At 46.6% G+C, this 18,598-nt stretch carries 10 protein-coding genes; 5 read left to right on the plus strand and 5 right to left on the minus strand.

Annotated elements, in window-relative coordinates; translation table 11 throughout:
* Window position 1: 1 nt before the first annotated feature.
* Together srfAA and hxlR are read right to left on the minus strand one after the other, a co-directional pair.
* On the minus strand, window positions 2-10,765 hold the full coding sequence (gene srfAA / locus KHQ79_RS18495; protein ID WP_225516472.1) for a surfactin non-ribosomal peptide synthetase SrfAA: 10,764 nt from the start codon (window positions 10,763-10,765) through the stop codon (window positions 2-4).
* 576 nt (window positions 10,766-11,341) lie between these two features.
* Window positions 11,342-11,704, minus strand: a complete 363-nt coding sequence (gene hxlR, locus KHQ79_RS18500) for a transcriptional activator HxlR (protein WP_003241118.1) — start codon at window positions 11,702-11,704, stop codon at window positions 11,342-11,344.
* Between the two features lie 231 nt (window positions 11,705-11,935).
* On the opposite strand from hxlR, the gene hxlA reads away from it, so the two are divergent.
* The 5 genes from hxlA to nin all read left to right on the plus strand — a co-directional run bounded on the left by hxlA (window position 11,936) and on the right by nin (window position 16,016).
* The gene (gene hxlA / locus KHQ79_RS18505) at window positions 11,936-12,568 is read left to right on the plus strand and encodes a 3-hexulose-6-phosphate synthase (protein WP_060397902.1); all 633 of its coding nucleotides are present in this window, start codon (window positions 11,936-11,938) and stop codon (window positions 12,566-12,568) included.
* A 5-nt stretch (window positions 12,569-12,573) separates the two neighbouring features.
* Window positions 12,574-13,131, plus strand: a complete 558-nt coding sequence (gene hxlB / locus KHQ79_RS18510) for a 6-phospho-3-hexuloisomerase (RefSeq protein WP_225516474.1) — start codon at window positions 12,574-12,576, stop codon at window positions 13,129-13,131.
* A 111-nt stretch (window positions 13,132-13,242) separates the two neighbouring features.
* Window positions 13,243-14,967 carry a methyl-accepting chemotaxis protein TlpC gene (tlpC, locus tag KHQ79_RS18515; protein ID WP_225516476.1) on the plus strand — a complete coding sequence of 575 codons (1,725 nt, stop codon included), beginning with the start codon at window positions 13,243-13,245 and terminating at the stop codon, window positions 14,965-14,967.
* A gap of 174 nt (window positions 14,968-15,141) precedes the next feature.
* Window positions 15,142-15,591 carry a DNA-entry nuclease gene (gene nucA, locus KHQ79_RS18520; protein WP_133488530.1) on the plus strand — a complete coding sequence of 150 codons (450 nt, stop codon included), beginning with the start codon at window positions 15,142-15,144 and terminating at the stop codon, window positions 15,589-15,591.
* Window positions 15,592-15,617: 26 nt separating this feature from the next.
* Complete coding sequence (gene nin, locus KHQ79_RS18525; RefSeq protein ID WP_003241129.1) at window positions 15,618-16,016, plus strand: DNA-entry nuclease inhibitor; 399 nt, start codon at window positions 15,618-15,620, stop codon at window positions 16,014-16,016.
* Between the two features lie 36 nt (window positions 16,017-16,052).
* Here nin and bglC read toward each other — a convergent pair whose 3' ends face one another.
* The 3 genes from bglC to KHQ79_RS18540 form a co-directional block, all read right to left on the minus strand.
* Complete coding sequence (gene bglC / locus KHQ79_RS18530) at window positions 16,053-17,486, minus strand: 6-phospho-beta-glucosidase (RefSeq protein WP_225516478.1); 1,434 nt, start codon at window positions 17,484-17,486, stop codon at window positions 16,053-16,055.
* Between the two features lie 151 nt (window positions 17,487-17,637).
* Window positions 17,638-17,970, minus strand: a complete 333-nt coding sequence (locus tag KHQ79_RS18535) for a YckD family protein (RefSeq protein WP_003241133.1) — start codon at window positions 17,968-17,970, stop codon at window positions 17,638-17,640.
* 82 nt (window positions 17,971-18,052) lie between these two features.
* The gene (locus KHQ79_RS18540) at window positions 18,053-18,508 is read right to left on the minus strand and encodes an RDD family protein (RefSeq protein ID WP_003241134.1); all 456 of its coding nucleotides are present in this window, start codon (window positions 18,506-18,508) and stop codon (window positions 18,053-18,055) included.
* Between the last annotated feature and the right edge of the window lie 90 nt (window positions 18,509-18,598).

An 18,598-nucleotide genomic window follows, 5' to 3' on the forward strand; every position in this document is an offset into this window, starting at 1 on the left:
ATTAGAAAATTTCCATTAATTTATCCAGCTCATCCAGCGTCAAATCATCATCGCCAAGGTCACTCGGCGTCAGTTCCGTTCCATCTTGAGATAAGCAATGTTCAATGATTCTGACAAGATGGGCTTTAAAGCTGTCGCTGAATGTCTTTATCGTTTTTTCATGAAATTCAAGAGAATGATAGGCCAGTGTCATCGTCAGTTTTCCGTTTTCGATGTATCCGACAACATCGAGCGCGTTCGGTTTTTCTGTTTCCGGGCTTAACGACTGTCCTGACGGCAGCTCTGATCTCGTGAACAAGCCTGCATCCGACATTTCATCGAACTGTCCTAAATAGTTGAAGCTGACATCCGGCTGAATCGAGAACGCCACATCTTCTTTATGTTCCGGCGCCGTCAGATAGCGCAGAATGCCGTATCCGACTCCCTTATTCGGCACATGTCTGATATCTTCTTTCATTTGCTTCAGCTGGTAGCCCAGATCATCCGCATGCTTCATATCGAGCACCATCGGGTACATACTCGTAAACCAGCCGACTGTGCGGGAAATGGTCAGGTCTTCTATGATTTCTTCACGTCCATGCCCCTCTAAATGAACACTTACTTGATCCTGACCTGTCCACTCCTTCATCGCCAACCCGAATGCCGTCAGCAAAATATCATTCATTTCTGTGTGATATGCCTCATGCACCTTTGTGGTAAGCTGTTCTGTCTCTTCAGCAGTCAGCGAAAATTCGATTGTCTTTGTATGTTTCATTCGCTGATCACCAGATTCACGATCTTTCGGAAGCTTTGCCGCGACAGTCTGTTCTTCAAGCTGTCTCCAATACTCTTTTTCTTTCAGAAAAGCCTTGGAGTTCGCAAAGTCTTGCACTCTCTCTGCATACTCCGCAAATGAATGTGTTTTCTGCGGGAGAACCGGTTCATTGCCTTGCTCAAGCTGTGTATAAACCGCGGCGAAATCCTCCAGTAAAATCCGCCATGACACACCGTCAACCACTAAGTGGTGAATGGCAAGGAGCAAGTGGTCTCCGTCTTCTGCTTGGAACAATCCAGCTTTTAACAAGCCGCCTTCCTGCAAGTCGATGCTGCTTTGCAGCCGTTCCGCTTCTCTCTCTATGCGGTCTTCATAATCTTTCGCTTGGCCTTCAATCTGAATGATCTCTAATTGAGCTGAAGCAGCTTCAAGTCCTCTGTTGTATTGAACGACGTCTTTCGGCTCCTCACGGTAGACCATACGGAGTGCATCATGGTGCTCAACCAGCGCCTGCAACGTTTTCTCCACACGTTCAGGATCAAAGCCCTTCTTGGCATGAAGCATCACCGATTGGTTCCAGTGGTGCTTGTTCGTGAAGTTCTTCTCGAAGAACCAGCGCTGAATCGGTGTCAGGATGACTTCGCCCTCCACTGGGCCTTGGTCCGCCTGTTTGCCTTCGGCACGTTCCACGTATTGGGTGAGCTCTTCGATCGTCGGGTGCTGGAAGAGATCTTTCATTTCCAGCTTCCAGCCGTGCTGGTTCAAGCGGCTCGCCATTTGGATTCCTTTGATGGAATCTCCGCCGAGCGAGAAGAAATTGTCACTGACACCGATCTCCGAAATGCCGAGCACATCCTGCCAGATGCCTGCAAGCAGCTCTTCCATATCCGTTGTCGGCGCTTTGTATTCTCCGCTTCCCGCTTCGATGTCCGGCTCCGGCAACGCTTTGCGGTCAACCTTTCCGTTTGCGGTAACTGGAAGCTCGTTCAGCGTCACCCAGAACGCCGGGATCATATAGTCCGGCAGGGTTTCTTTCAACGAAGACTTTAATGCTTCTATGTCAGCTGTTTCCGGTGTGACATACGCCGCGATCGCTGTATGGCCGCCTTTATCTTTGACAGCTGTCACCGCCGCATCCTGCACCTCAGAAAGCTGGGCGAGCTGGACTTCGATTTCTGAGAGCTCGATCCGATAGCCGCGGACCTTGACCTGCTGGTCGATCCGGCCGATGTATTCAATGCCGCCGCCCGTCCATTTCACCAAATCGCCGGTGCGGTACATGCGTTCTCCCGGCACAAACGGATCAGCGACAAACCGCTTCGCGGTTTCGTCTTCTCGATTCAAATAGCCGCGCGCCAGGCCGCGTCCCGCCACGCAAAGCTCTCCGGCTACGCCTTCCGGCTGCACCTGATTGCCATCGCCGAGAATGTACACTCTCGTATTGGCGATCGCCTGCCCGATGGAAAGCGAGCCTTCCTCCGGATTGATTTCTGTGCTCGTGGCAACGACCGTATTTTCTGTCGGCCCGTAGTTGTTGACGAGCGTGTACGGCTGTTTGACCGCGCGTTTCAGCTTGTCTCCTCCAGTCAAGAGGACACGGAGTGATGTGTTCTCAAGCTCCATGAACTGTTCTGCCAGCTGTGTCGGCAGGAACGTGATCGTTACGCCGTGCGTTTCGAAATAGTCGTTCAAGCGGACGATATCGAGGCGGATCGATTCATCAATGACGTGAAGCTCGGCGCCGATTGTCCAGGTCGGGAACATCTCCCAAATGGAGGCGTCAAATCCGAAGCCCGCGTACTTCGCACTGCGGTCCTCCTCTGTCATACTGAACGCGTCGTGGTGCCAGAAGCACAGGTTCACAAGCGCATGATGCTCGACCATGACACCTTTCGGCTGTCCGGTCGTTCCAGACGTGTAAATCATGTACGCGAGGTTCTCTGCGTTTGTATCCACCTCTGGATTTTCTTCATCGTTTTCATCTAGCGGCAGGCTTAGAATCGTACGATCCCCGTCGAGAAGAATGACGTCTCCTGAGAAGCTATCCGGAACTGAAATACCTTCCTGTTTCAAGAGAAGCTTCGCGCCGCTGTCTTGTAAAATATAGTCAATCCGCTGATCCGGATAGTCAGGATCAATCGGCACAAACGCCGCCCCCGCCTTTAAGACGCCGAGCACCGCAGCGGACATTTCAAGCGACGGCTTCGTGAGAACGCCGACGCGCTCATCCGCGCTGATGCCGCAGTCGATCAGAATCCGGGCAAGACGGTTTGCCTTCGCATTCAGCTCGTCGTACGTCCATGACTGTCCGTTGAATGTGACAGCCTGGCGGTCTTTGTGGCGCTGAGCGGTCTCTTCGAATAGCTGATGAACGGTTTTGTCTGTCGGCACAGGCAATGTTTTGCCTTTCCATGCCTCCAGAAGCGTTTGTTTTTCTGTTTCCGTGACAAGTGACAGGCTGGAAAGCAGCTGATTCGGATTGCCTGTGACAGCATCTAGAAGCTGCATCCAGTATTGCTTCCATCGTTCAATCGTTTCCGGCTTAAACAGCGCTGTATTGTATTCGAGTACGAACGTAAGCCCTCCATCGGTTTCGTCAGCGGTCAGTGTAATGTCAAACTTGGCCGTTTTCCGTTCAAACGGATGCGGCTCCAGCTGAATCCCTTTCATCGTTAGATCCTTGATGTTCGCATTTTGCATTGAAAACACTGCATCGAATAACGGATTTCTGCTCGTGTCACGCTGAACCTGTACGTTCCCGATCAAGTCCTCAAGCGGGTAATCTTGCGCATCAAAAGCGCTGAGTGCCGTTTCTTTCACTTCGCTAAGATAGTCAGCAAACGTCTTTTCACCTTTAGGATACGTGCGCAGCGCCAATGTATTGACGAACATTCCGATGACGCGGCTGACGTCCGCTTGAGATCGTCCGGCTACAGGTGAACCGACGATGATATCGTCTTGCCCGCTCAGTTTTGATAAAAACGCACTGTATGAAGCGAGAAGAACCATGTACATTGTGGAATCCGTTTCTTTTGCAAGTCTGCGCAGGGCATCAACTTTGCCCGCTTCTAATGAAAATGCAATGCGGTCTCCCTCAAATGTTTGAACGGCAGGCCGGCTATAGTCAGTCGGAAGCGTCAGCACAGGCAGCTCTCCTTTCAGCTCCTTCAGCCAATGCTCCTCTTGCTTCTTGTAAAGCTCAGATTGAATGAACTGCTGCTGCCACACGGCATAATCCTTATATTGAATGCGGAGCGGCTCAAGGGTTTCTCCATCGTACAGCTTTGAAAGCTCCTCAATGAGCACGCCGACAGACGCCCCATCAGAAATAATATGATGCATATCGAACAGCAGCACATGCTCAGTGTCTGAATGCTTGATCAGCCCCATTCTGAACAGCGGAAGCCGATCGATTTTGAAAGGCTTGATAAACTCGGAAACGATCCGCTCTGTCTCTTCTTCTGCGGCTTCGAAATATGCCAACTCACATTCAGCTTCTTCCCAGATTCGCTGCACCGTTTCTCCATCTTTTATTTCAAACGTGGTTCTAAAGGCTTCATGACGCTTCATCAACTGCTTCATCACGCTGTTGAGCCTTTCAACATCAAGCTCACCTGTAAGGCGCAGAACCGCCGGCATGTTATAGCTCGTTTCCGCTCCTTCAAGCTGCTGAAGCACGTACATCCGTTTTTGCGGTGAAGAAACAGGATACGTATCTTGTTTCTTTGCCGGGCTGATGCTGATGACTGTCCCTTTTTCAGCAGAGTCAATCACCTGTGCCAAGCCCTCAACCGTCGGTGACTGGAAGAGATCTTTGAGTGACAGCTCAACGCCCAGTTCCTGATGAACCAAGGCAAGCATCTTCATACCTGCTAATGAATGTCCGCCGATGTCAAAGAATTGGTCATAAACGCCGACTTGTTCAGCCTGAAGCACATGCGCCCAAATGTCTGCGACTTTTTGTTCCGTTTCATTGCGAGGCGCAACATATGAAACACCTCTTGAGACGTTGGCATCAGGAAGCGGCAGCGCTCTCCGGTCGATTTTTCCGTTCCCGGTCAGCGGCAGCTCGTCCATCTGGATAAAAACCGCAGGAACCATATAAGCCGGCAGATCCTTCGCCGCATGCTCTCTCAGCTCATGAGATGAGATTTCTCCCTCTCCGACAAAGTACGCGCAGAGCAGTTTGTCTCCCGCGCCTTGGTCAACTGCAAGCACAACACTCTCTTGCACGCGGTCGTGGGTTTGCATCTGATGTTCGATTTCTCCAAGCTCGATGCGCTGTCCGCGGATTTTCACCTGGTGGTCGATCCGCCCGATAAATTCGATATCGCCATTCGGCAGCCATCTGGCAAGGTCACCCGTTTTATACATGCGTTCGCCTGATGCAAACGGATGCGGAACGAATTTCTCCTCAGTCAGTTCAGGACGGTTGTAATAGCCTTTCACGAGCCCTTCGCCGCTGACGCATAGCTCCCCGGCGATCCCGGCAGGCTGCACGTGTCCCGCCCGGTCAAGGATGTATACTTCCGTATTGCTGACCGGTTTTCCAATCGGAACAGACAGCGTGTGCTCCTCCAATTCATCAACCGGATGATACGTCGCGAAAACCGTGCTTTCAGACGGCCCGTACATGTGAAGGAGCTTGCCTTTTCCGACAATTTGCAAAGCTTTTCTTACATGCTCAACTGAAGCCCGCTCCCCGCCAAACATAATCTTGCGCAGCGTTGACAAGCACGCCGGATTCAAGTCCACAAGCAGGTGGAACAAAGCGGTTGTAATCATAAGAATGCTGATGTTCTCCCGCTCAATAACGCGAGACAGGCGAGCCATATCCAAAACTGTTTCTTTCGGTATCAGCACAAGCTTGGCACCGTTTAACAAAGAACCGAACATATCAAACATAAACGCGTCAAATACGTAATTGGAAAGTCCAAGAATCGTATCCTGTTCTGTAATGCTGAGATAATTCGTTTCCTTCACCGTGCGCAGAATATTAGCATGTGTCACGATATTTCCCTTCGGTGTTCCTGTCGTTCCGGAAGTATACGTCAGGTTGGCCATCGCCGCAGAATCAAGAGGCAGTGCAAGATTTTGCACATCGGCATGATAGCTTTCTTCCTCATCTGCAAGCACGATAACGCCGCTAAATTCCGCTTCTTCTGCTAAAGCCTTTAATTTTTTCTGAGTGAGAAGCACCTTCGCTCCGCTGTCGCGGAAGAAATGCTGCATCCGCTGAATCGGGTGCTCCGGATCAATCGGAACATAAGCCGAACCTGTCTTTAATACCGCGAGGATCGACACAATCATGTCCATTGACCGCTCGCATAAGACAGCCGCTGTTCTGCCTTCGCCTGCCCCAAGAGAAAGAATGCCGCGCGCTAACCGATTGGCCCGTTCATTCAGCTCACGATAGGTAAGTGATTCGCCTTCATATTGAAGTGCCGGCTGGTCTGGCGTTTTCGCCGCTTGCTCTTCAAACAGCTGAACAATTGTCTTGTCTTTCGGATAAGGTGTTCTTTCCGGGTTGAACTGCTGAATTTGCGAAGCAGTCTCCTCTTCGGAAAGAAGTTTGTACTCAGAAATCTGTTTCTCAGGCTCAGCAGCAGCATCTTCAAGCAAACGCGCAAAATGCGTAAGCAGCCTGTCTGCCGTGCTTTGTTTAAACAGCTTCGTGCTGTAGTCTAAATCAAGCTCAATGCCCTCATCGGTTTCTCTCGCCTGCATCGTCAAATCAAATTTTGCAATCTTGAAGTTAGTCTCATGAACAGACAAAGACAGATCGCCGACAGCCGGAATGCCCTCTGTCGCATTTTGAAGACTGAACATCGTGTCAAACAGCGGATGTCTGCTTACATCACGCGGAATGTTCAAATCTTCAACAAGCCACTCAAACGGATAATCCTGATGAGAAAAAGCATCCAGCACCTGTGTGCGGACACGCGTGATCAAATCGGTAAACGTCTCATCCTGCTTCACTTCGCTGCGAATCGCGAGCGTATTGACGAACATCCCGACAATGCCCTCTGTATCGGAGTGGTTTCTGCCCGCTGACGGCGTGCCGACAATGATGTCATCCTGTCCTGTATACTTTGACAAAAGCGTATAGTAAGCGGACAGCATCACCATATAAAGCGTGGCGCCGTTTTGTTCAGCCAAACGATTTAAGCGATCCTTTAAGCCCGCATCCAGCTTGATTGACACCCGGTCTCCTTCAAAGCTTTGAACAGGCGGTCTCGGGTAATCGGACAGAAGCTGAAGCACCGGAAGCTCGCCCGCAAAGGCTTCCTTCCAATACGCCCGGTCATTCTGGTACCCTTCAGCAGCCTGTCCGCTTTGCCACACGGCGTAATCCTTATACTGAAGACGAAGCTCAGGAAGCTGTTCGCCTTTATATAACCGTGCTAACTCCTCCAAAATAATGCCGATGGACACACCGTCAGAAATCAAATGGTGCATGTCAAACAGCAGCATATGACGGTTCTCTTCTAACTTCATCAAGCCGATTCTAAACAGCGGCGCTTTCTCCAAATCAAATTTCCGGACGAATGAAGTCATAATTTCCTCATCGGAGCGGCCGCCTCTTTCCATCAACTCGACTTTGAAATCGACGCTTTCATGAATGTTCTGTCTCGGCGTGTTGTTTTCAAGAATAAATGACGTTCTCAGAGACTCGTGGCGGCGGATTAACCCTTGAAATGCCCGCTCCAGCTTTTGAATCTCTAAAGGTCCTTCCAAAATCGCTGCCGCCGGCATGTTGTATCCGACTCCCGCATCCTCAAACTGGCTGACGATATATGTTCGCTGCTGTGCCAATGAAAGCGGGTAATGCTCCTGTTTTTCAGCAGGTTCAATTGCTGCAAATGCCCGGCTTTCTCTGTGATCGGCTTCCTCTGCAAGAGCGGCAATCGTCGGATGCTCAAACAAATATTGAAGCGGAATCTCAGCGCCTGTTTCCTTATGAATCCTTGTTAAAAGCGTCATTGCCTTCAATGAATGCCCGCCCGTTTCAAAGAAATTGTCAAAGATCCCCGCTTTTTCAGCATTGAGCACATCCTGCCAAATGGCTGCGATTGCTTTTTCCGTCTCATTTCGCGGCGCCGTATAGGCCGTTCCGCTGACCGCCTTCACCTCTAGTGCAAACAGCTTGCGGCGGTCGACTTTGCCGCTTGGCGTGAGCGGAATTTCTGTGATTTCCGTAAAGTAAGCCGGCACCATGTAGTCAGGAAGCTGTCTGGCCGCGTGTGCCCGCAGGCTGGCTGGAGCAAATTCGCTTCCAGGCTTCTGCACAACATATGCGCTGACCTCGAGATTTCCCTGTTCGTCAGGACGTGCCAAAACAACGGCTTTCGCAACGTCAGACGCCTGCTGAATAACGGCTTCAATTTCCCCGAGCTCAATCCGGTATCCGCGGACTTTGACCTGGTCATCCTCTCTTCCTAAATATTCGATTGTTCCATCTGGAAGCCAGCGCACCACGTCTCCGGTCCGGTACATCCGATCGCCTGGTACGAATGGATCTTGTAAAAACTTCTCAGCCGTCAATTCAGGCAGATGTAAATAACCTCGGCCAACACCATCGCCCGCGATATAAAGCTCGCCCGCCACGCCTTCCGGCTGCAGCCGGCCTTTTTGATCCAAAATATATAAGCGGTTGTTCCCCAGCGCTTTCCCGATCGGCACATACGCTGATTGAACAGCATTCTCCGGGATAACCGGATGAACAGATGCGTCCACACACGTTTCGGTCGGCCCGTACACATTGGTCAAACGCGGCGCTATGCCGGCTTCTTTAAACAGCTTCAGCAGCTTGTCCGCAACGACAGACGATAAACCCTCTCCTCCAATCAGCAGGTGCTTCAGCTTTAAGCCTTCAAAATCGCCAGCTGCTATCAGCATTTGCAGATGGGCCGGTGTTCCGTCCGTTGCCTCAATGCAGTGCCTGCGATAATACGCAGCTAGGGCAGATCCGTTCGTCACTGTTTTCTTCGGTACAATATAAAGGGTTTGTCCCAAAAGAAGCGACGCGAAAATCTGCTTCACTGACGCATCGAAGTGGAATGGCGCAAGCAATGCCATCCGCAGTGTTTGGCTGCCGCTTTGGTAAATCGTCTGCTGCAAAGATTCAACCAAATGATGAACCTGGCGATGCTCGATCATAACGCCTTTCGGACGTCCGGTTGTTCCCGATGTGTAAATAATGTAGGCAAGGTTCCGTGCGTTTACATCTGCATTCAGGCTTTCGCCAGCACCTTCCGCAATCGCCTGATCAAAATCAATCAATTCAGCATCGGCCGCAGGAGCTTCAATCTGCGATTCAGTCAGGATGAAGTCCGCCCCGCAGTCCTCCAAAATATATTGAATGCGCTCCGCAGGAAAAGCGGGATCAATCGGCACATAGGCTCCGCCGGCTTTTAAAATCCCCATGATAGACGTAATCATCCGTTCAGAGCGTTCAAGCAGAACCGCAACAGGTCTGTCAGGGCCAACGCCTTTCTGTTTCAGCACATTGGCGATGCGTGCAGATTGCTCATGTAACGTTCGATAGGACAATGTGCGATCTTCAAATACAACCGCTGGATGATCAGAAAGCTGCTCAGCCTGTTCTTGGAACAGCTCTGGAATCGTCATATCCTTACGATAGCTGACAGATTCACCGCCGGCCCTCACAAGCAGCTTCTCTTTCTCCGCTGCAGAAATCAGCGTTAATTCATCAATGGTATGATCTGGATGCAATAATGCATTCTCCAGCATCGTAATCATGCGTTCACAAACAATTTTGATTTCTTCACGTGAAAATAAATCAGTGCGGTAATCAAAATCAATGGTGAGTTTCCCAGTATCCCATCGATCCTTTACATGAATTGATACATCATTTAATCCGCTGCCGCTGAAAATCGGCTCAGTCAAAAAGGCCAGATTCTCTTCTTTCTGCCACTGCATCACCTGATATTCAAGAGAAACCGTAAACAGCTTCGTCAGAGAGCTCTTTGTTTCACGCAAATCGTTGATCAGGAGATTATACGGGTACTTTTGGTGACGAAGTGTTTTCATGAGATCCTTCATCCGGTCTTTGACAAAATCTAAGAACGCCTGCCCGCCGTCAATGTTCGTCCGCAGCGGAACCGTTGATACAAACATGCCAAGCATCTGCTTCTCTTTCGCATTTGTCCGGTTGCCCATAAAGGTTCCCGTCACGACATCATTCTGGCCGCTGATTCTGTACAAATAGGCGGCGAGCACCGATTGAAACACCGAAAGAACGCTGACCTTGTTTGCCTCACAAAACGATAGAAGCTGCTGATGAAGCGCCTCAGGCACATCTTTAGAAAACCGCTCAGCCTCTAAACTTCCTCCTGCAGAGACATTCCGTTTCAGGGAAACAAGTTCAGGCACCGTTTCGAATTGCTTGTTCCAAAACGCCTTGTCCTTTTCAAACCGTTTTGATTGAGCATAGTCCTGTTCAGATAAAACATGATCGATAAATGAATGCGAAATGCCCTCTTTTGTATCTGAGCCGCCGGCTAATTCTAAATAAATGTGCATAATCGCATTTCCGAGAATATTCATGGAAATTCCATCAGAAATCACGTGATGAACATTTGCGTAAAACCATACTTCATTTTCCTTTATGGTGAACAAGGAAAAACGGAACAAGTCACAATCGTACAGCGGCAGAGGTTTTTTCGTTTCCTCCCGGCCCCATTGTGAAATAGACTCTATCGCATTCGGATCTCCAGTGGTGTCAGTATGTTTTATATCAACAGGCCGATACTCGCTAATATATTGAACGGGCTCTCCGTTTTCATTGAGACGCAAACGAAGTCGCATGGCGTCATTTCTGCGGATAAACGCTTGAATCGCCTGCTCCACAAGCTTCCAATCAATTTTTTCAGTTGAAACCAGCTTACCAATCCCCGCAAGATTTGAAATACTCGTGTCAGGATAAAATTTTTCTGTATACCAAATTCGTTTTTGTGCATCCGTTAAAGGGTAAAAAGTTATTTCCATATTGTCATACCTCCCCTAATCTTCAATAACCAGTGAACATGTGCAGCATATTTTCCCTTTCTTATCCATAAAAGCTTTTAATCCTTATGAACTAACAGCCGAAAAAGCCCAAAGTACTACGTTTAAAAAGCAGTGCATCCTAACAAAAAAACAGATTGCTGCTGTCAAAACAACTGCCATCAATCATCATTGCGGGGTTTAACACAAGCAAATAAAGACCGCAAGATCCCTCATCCAAACACGATACAATTTTGGCTAATTATTCATTGTTTTCAATATTTTTTACCTTACTACCGTTCACTTTAAATGAAAAAAATGTTTTTATCACCGAAAAATGGGTGAAAAGTTTCATGCGGGATACCGAAAGATTCCAGTTTATTTACTGGGATATTTTTGCGGGATGCCGCAATAATTTCCACTAAACATTATTTACAGAAAAATAAAAATTTTTAAAATGATCCTTTCCGCTTCATCCTATTTATTGTTGAAAGCCATTTACAATCTTTACATCCCATATGTTTACCGCGCAAAAACCGAAAAACAGGCAAAAAAAAGACACCCTTATTCAAGAGCGCCTTACAATGATTCCTTTATGACATTTTTATCGATGTCAATCAGCTCCATATAGCCTTTCCCCCACTCATACATGGCATCAAGAATAGGCATCAGGCTTTCTCCTTGCGGGGTCAAGGAGTATTCAACCTTCGGCGGGACAACCGGATACACTTCCCTGTGAACAATCATATCCTGCTCAAGCTCTCTCAGCTGATTCACGAGGATCTTCTGCGTAATATCAGGAATCAAAGCTTTTAATTCATTGAACCGTTTCGTGCCTTCTTTTCCTAAATGCCACAAAATGAGCATTTTCCATTTACCGCCGATCACCGCAAGCGTTAATTCCTTCTCACAATTAAACCTTTTGTCGTCCATCCGGCTCAAAAGAAATCCCCCCTTAGTATATTTTTTGTATGTTAGATACGTATCATCACTTACTTACTTTTTTGCAGACTCCTTTTTATTATACTCACTCCTAAAACCAAGCGAAAGAAATCTGATTGCCTCTACTCACAGTATCCTCCAAGTAACTAGTTGACTTCAAAGTGCCTACTTCTCAGCAAAAGAGTGAACCTATAGAATGAAAAATAATTCGAAAAAGGGAGTGGATCAACAATGGAATTACAGCTGGCATTAGACCTCGTCAACATCCCGGAAGCCATCGAACTCGTCAAAGAAGTGGAACAATACATCGACGTGGTTGAGATCGGAACACCGGTTGTCATTAATGAGGGCCTTAGAGCCGTTAAAGAAATAAAAGAAGCATTTCCGCAATTGAAGGTTTTAGCAGACCTGAAAATCATGGATGCCGGCGGATATGAAATCATGAAAGCATCTGAAGCAGGCGCTGACATTATCACCGTTTTAGGGGCTACAGACGATGCAACGATTAAAGGCGCAGTAGAAGAAGCCAAAAAACAGAAGAAGAAAATCTTGGTAGACATGATTAACGTGAAAGATATTGAATCCCGTGCGAAAGAAATTGACGCACTCGGTGTTGACTACATCTGCGTTCACACTGGATATGATCTTCAAGCAGAGGGCAAAAACTCTTTCGAAGAATTAACGACAATCAAAAATACCGTTAAAAACGCAAAAACCGCAATTGCGGGCGGGATCAAACTTGATACACTGCCAGAAGTGATCAAACAAAATCCTGACCTTGTCATTGTTGGGGGCGGAATTACAAGCGCAGCCGATAAAGCGGAAACAGCTTCAAAAATGAAACAGCTTATTGCCCAAGGATAAATCATATGAAAACGACTGAATTCGTAACGGAAATTCTAAACGAGTTACACCGTTCAGCGGCTTATATTTCTAATGAAGAAGCTGATCAGCTCGCCGATCACATTCTTTCGTCCCATCAAATTTTCACTGCAGGGGCGGGGCGGTCTGGCCTGATGGCAAAATCCTTCGCGATGAGATTGATGCACATGGGCTTCAACGCCCATATTGCCGGTGAGATTCTCACTCCGCCGCTCCGCGAGGGAGATCTCGTCATTATCGGCTCAGGATCCGGCGAGACAAAGAGCTTAATCCATACAGCTGCAAAAGCAAAAAGCTTACACGGGATCGTTGCCGCTTTAACCATCAATCCGGAATCAAGCATCGGAAAACAAGCGGATCTCATCGTCAAAATGCCCGGGTCCCCTAAAGACCGGTCAAACGGAAGCTATAAAACCATTCAGCCAATGGGTTCCTTATTTGAGCAAACATTGCTGCTATTCTATGATGCAGTGATTTTAAAACTCATGGAGAAAAAAGGACTCGATTCTGAAACCATGTTCACCCACCACGCAAACCTTGAATAGCGTCACACAACCGGCCTGTAGATCAGGCCGGTTTTATTATTTTCTAAATAAAGCTTTAAACCCAAAAACCCGATAAGTAATATGACCTACAAATCACAAAAAGGAGGAATTATGTTGATAAAACAACTAAAGCTTAAGCTAGGAACAAAAATTCTCTGCATGGTTTTCGTGATTATTCTTTTGTTTTCGGTATCAGTCGGTACTGTAATGCTTAAGGAAATTACAGAAAGCATGAAACAAATGGCGACTGAAAAAGCGAAAGGCGATCTCGCTTTAAGCAGCGCTTATATTGATGATGTCATTTCAGGGGACTGGCAGGTAAAAAACAATAAGCTGTATAAAGGCCAGACACAAATCAACGGAAATGAAGATATTGTTGATCTGCTTGGTGAAAAAACAGGTGATACGGTTACCATTTTCCAAGGAGATACTCGTGTTGCAACCAATGTCATGAAGAACGGAGAAAGAGCTGTCGGCACTCAGGCTTCTTCTGAAGTTATTGACGCTGTTTTAAAGAGCGGAAAACGATTCTACGGACAAGCAGACGTGGCAGGCTCCTCTTATCAGACGGCATACATGCCTTTAAAAGATCAAAACGGGGACATCATCGGCATGCTGTATACCGGAGCCAACCAAAGCATATTAGCATCGCTTACCAAGTCACTCTTCACTCAATTCGCTATCGTTCTTGCTATCGTCATTATTGTATCAGTCATCCTTGTCCTGATTTTCACCAGAAGAATCAATAAGCGGCTCAACGCTTTAAAATGCGCCTTTGAAAGTGCTGGAAACGGAGATATGACAATAGAGGTATCAGACAAATCCGGTGACGAGCTATCAGAACTCAGCGTCTATTACAATAAGATGAGAATGAAACTGAACAATACCATTCAAACCGTGCAGCAATCAGCCCTTCAGCTTGCGTCAGCCTCCCAGCAGCTCTCAGCCGGAGCAGAGGAAACAAATCAAGCTTCAGAAAAGATCACAGAAGCTGTACAGCACATTGCAAATGGAGCCCAGCATCAGATCACCCGAATCGAAAACAGTGAAAGCTCGCTGAAACAAGCTTCAGCAGACATACGAGATATTTCTTCAAATACTGCTGCTATTGCTGACAAAGGACAGCTTGCGCAATCAAAAGCCGACATCGGGCAAAAGGAAATTGCAGATGTACAGGCACAAATGGATGCGATACACCATTCGATTCAGAAAAGCGGAGAGATCATACAGCAGCTGGACGGCCGCTCTAAACAAATTGAACAAATTTTATCCGTCATCACCCAAATTGCAGATCAGACAAACCTGCTTGCGCTGAATGCAGCGATTGAAGCTGCCAGAGCCGGTGAACATGGCAAAGGCTTTGCTGTTGTTGCCGATGAAGTACGTAAATTAGCGGAAGAGTCTCAACAGTCTGCAGGACAAATTTCAACATTAATTACAGAGATACAAAAAGATATGAACCAATCTGCAAGGTCAGTTGAGCATGTAAAAACAGAGGCTGCCGAAGGTGTTACCATGATCCAGCGCACAAAAGATGCATTTAAGGAAATTGCAGCCGCAACAGGTGAAATCAGTGCCGAGATCAGTGATTTATCAGCATCTGTATCAAACATTTCAGCCAGTGCGCATCAAATAAACGATTCCTTCGCAGCCAATACGGCTGACATTAAAGAATCTACAGAAAATACCCGGCAGGCCGCTGCATTAACAGAAGAGCAATTTGCTGCGATGGAAGAGATTACTGCAGCTTCTGAAACGCTATCTCAATTAGCTGAGGAGCTTACCGGTATCATAAGCCAATTTAAAATGATTGATCAACCTGAAAACGGCCGATGACTTACTATCATTATTGTAAATTGGCAACGGTATTTTACTGAAAACAAATATTTCGACCAGCTAAAATTACGATTTCTGCAATAAACTGAGTGTAAAACATAAAATTTTAACCTTTACACTAAACGCTTTCTGGATTACTCTTGGATCAGTTTTTAAAGTTGCTAATTGCGGGAGGTGAACATCACGATGGACATCATAAAAACGATACTTCTCGTCATCGTCGTCATAGCAGCTGCAGCTGTCAGCCTGATAAAGGGAGACTTTTTCTCAGCTGATCAAAAAACGTCTCAAACGAAACAATATGACGAAACAATCGCCTTCCCTTCTGACCGTTATCCCGAAACGGCAAAACATATAAAGGATGCGATAAATGAGGGGCACTCAGATGTGTGTACCATCGACAGGGACGGAGCTGAGGAACGCCGTGAGCAATCATTAAAAGACGTACCGCCTAAAACGGGGTATGACAGAGATGAATGGCCAATGGCCATGTGCAAAGAAGGCGGTGAGGGAGCTTCTGTAGAATATATTTCTCCCGCTGACAACCGCGGTGCAGGTTCTTGGGTCGGGCATCAGCTTACCGATTACCCTGACGGCACAAAGGTTTTATTCACGATTCAGTAAACAGTTAAAAGAGGAGGAACAGCACATTGATCAAGTCATGGAAGCCGCAAGAACTGTCGATTTCATATCATCAATTTACTGTATTTCAAAAGGATTCCGCACCTCCTGTCATGGATTGGACTGACGAAGCGATTGAAAAAGGATATGCTGCGGCGGACGGAGCAATTTCCTTTGAGGCTCAGAGAAATACAAAGGCATTTATTCTTTTGCGCCTTAACAGTTCAGAAACTGTAAACTCCTACGAAAAAAAAGTGACTGTTCCTTTTCATGTCACAGAAAACGGAATTGAGATTGAAAGCATTATGTCTAAAAGGCTGTCCTTTGATCTTCCTAAAGGGGACTATCAATTGACATGCTGGACTGTGCCGGCTGAGAAGTCAGATCTGCACGCCGACACTTATATTATTGATGCTGTTTCTGTGTAATGAAAAAGCCCTGAGAGAGTGACTCTCAGGGACTCTTTATAAACTTTCTCCATTCGTCTTGATTACATCCTGATACCAATAAAAGCTTTTTTTCTTCAAACGTTTTAAATCATGTGTATTTTCTTCATCGCGATTGACATATACAAATCCGTATCTTTTTTGGTAGCCATTCAGCCAGCTTAACAGATCAGTAAACGACCAGCTGCAATAGCCTATCAAATCGACACCGTCGCTGATGGCTTGTCTGCATTGCTCAAGATGCGAACGCAAATATTCAATTCGATAATCATCCTGTACAGTGCCGTCTTCAACCTTATCAAACTCACCCAAACCGTTTTCTGTGATAAACACTGGAAGCTGATAGCGGCTTGTAATTCGTCGAAGGCCGATACGCAATCCAATTGGGTCAATTGTCCAATCCCAGTTGCTCGTTGTCAGATGCGGATTTTTTTTCGTTTTAAATACTCCGGGTATCCCTGTTTCCTGGTTGGTCCCCTTTTGTCCTGTTGTATTCATTTTTCCTTCTGACACACCATCAAGCGGATTTCGTTCGTAGGTGATGGTCTGATAATAATTGACACCTACAAAATCAGGCTTCCCTTTGGCAAGCAGCTCCATATCTCCCGCTTTGATTGTCGGCGCCCAGCCCTGTTTTTCTAAATAGCGGAAAGGAATTTGCGGGTAGGTTCCCCAGCAATACATGTCAAGCCACCAATTGTTCATAAACTCTTCAGCATTTTCAAAAGCCAGTATGTCTTCTGGATGGCTAGATAAAGGATATGCCGGAGAATAAGCAAAACTTGGACCTATTTTGCCTTCAGGCACATATTCCCTAAAAGATTCAATGGCCTTCGCATTAGCCAGGAACGCTATATGGTTTGCTTCGTAAAATCGTTTTCTGTCTTTCACTCCAGGCGGATGCATGGCTGTAATAAATCCGTGATTAAAATTGTAGTTTTGTTCGTTTAACGTAACCCAATATTTTACTCTGTCTCCAAAACGTTTATAAAGAGTAATACAATAGTTATTAAAATCCTCGATGATATTTCTTGATTCAAAGCCGCCATACTCGTCCATAAGCGCCTGAGGCAAATCCCAGTGATATAAAGTCAGAACCGGCTCGATGTTATGAGAAAGCAACTCATCAATCAGGTTATCGTAAAACGCTAGGCCTGCTTCATTGACCTCTCCTTTTCCTTTTGGAAAAATCCGCGGCCAGCTGACGGAAAATCGATACGCTTTTAAGCCCATTTCAGCCATTAAAGCGACATCTTCTTTATAACGGTGATAATGGTCAACCGCAATATCGCCATTAGTTCCTTTGAACGTTTTGCCCGGTATTTTCGTAAACACGTCCCATACAGAAGGGCCTTTGCCATCTTCGTTCCAAGCGCCTTCAATCTGGTACGCTGCCGAAGCAGAGCCCCACAAAAAATGTTTCGGAAAAGATTCTGGATGCTGGTGGATCATAGTGTTTATCACTCCTGAACTATTGATAAACCTATCATAGGCTATGAAACGCGTTTCAGATCAACTCGATATTAGTCGCGGAACAGCTCAGCCAATATTTTCATTTGCAAAAAACTCAAAAGCACCCAATTCCCATTGGATGCTTACCGTCTTAATGCCTTTTTTCAAATTTATGCGCATGAGGATGGGGCTTTGGAACAAAGCCGTTTTGTTTCATCATTTCAAAGTGTTTGTCCATGTGATTTTTGATGTGTTCTCCTCTTTCTTTAGGCAGGACGCCGTATTGCACATATTTTGAGATTACGTCTTTGCGCTTTTTTAGTATGTCTGCTTCCAGCTGTTCAATTTCTTTCTTTTGCTGATCTGTCAGTGAAACATTTGCGGGAGGCTGCTGCTGTTTTTCAGCGGCTTCAGCTGTGCCGGTCAGAGAAATGACAGCCGCGGCTATAAACATTGTGATGATATTGATTTTTATTCGTTTCATCCAATTTATTCCTCCAATCCTATTTTTCATATGTTTTGCTGCATTTCATTTTTTATGCATACAAAATAAAAAGAGCGAACCATTATTCGCTCTTTCTGATCTGTTCGTCATTATCAAGTTCTTCTTCACCCGGTGACGCGTAAGTGACATACGTTCCCGCGATTAAATCATGCAGTGTCCGTTTGTCTTCTCGCACGCCGATGAGAATCAGGCTGGCGATCAAGCCGAGTCCGAAGGTGATGCCGTAAACCAGGCCGGCAACAATAACCCGCAAAAACATCGTTAACAGGCTGACCTGTGATCCGTCTTTTTTTACGATTCTGATTCCGCAGATTCTTTTTCCGATAAGGTAGCCGTTCCAAAACACCGGCAGCAAAATTGAGTACAGCAGAACAATCAAACTGATGAACATGCTGTCATTCGGGTCTTTTCCTGTAATCAGCCAATAGATCAGCAAAAGAGGCACCGAGACAATAATGTAATCCAGCAATGAAGCTCCCAGTCTGATCCAGAATCCGGCTGGTTTGTAAATATTCATTTGACTCCCCCATTATGTTTTCAATATAGCTTTGATGGTTTCTATTTTCTTCTTATCGAATATATCATATGCCTTAGGGACATCAGCAAG

The sequence above is a fragment of the Bacillus sp. TSO22 genome, from assembly GCF_020223595.1.
Classification (GTDB): Bacteria; Bacillota; Bacilli; order Bacillales; family Bacillaceae; genus Bacillus; species Bacillus inaquosorum.

Bases quoted from the DNA above. Each gene is read 5' to 3' on its own strand.
- srfAA (WP_225516472.1), bottom strand. From the start codon at position 10,765: ATGGAAATAACTTTTTACCCTTTAACGGATGCACAAAAACGAATTTGG.
- hxlA (WP_060397902.1), top strand. From the start codon at position 11,936: ATGGAATTACAGCTGGCATTAGACCTCGTCAACATCCCGGAAGCCATC.
- hxlB (WP_225516474.1), top strand. From the start codon at position 12,574: ATGAAAACGACTGAATTCGTAACGGAAATTCTAAACGAGTTACACCGT.
- tlpC (WP_225516476.1), top strand. From the start codon at position 13,243: ATGTTGATAAAACAACTAAAGCTTAAGCTAGGAACAAAAATTCTCTGC.
- bglC (WP_225516478.1), bottom strand. From the start codon at position 17,486: ATGATCCACCAGCATCCAGAATCTTTTCCGAAACATTTTTTGTGGGGC.
- KHQ79_RS18535 (WP_003241133.1), bottom strand. From the start codon at position 17,970: ATGAAACGAATAAAAATCAATATCATCACAATGTTTATAGCCGCGGCT.
- KHQ79_RS18540 (WP_003241134.1), bottom strand. From the start codon at position 18,508: ATGAATATTTACAAACCAGCCGGATTCTGGATCAGACTGGGAGCTTCA.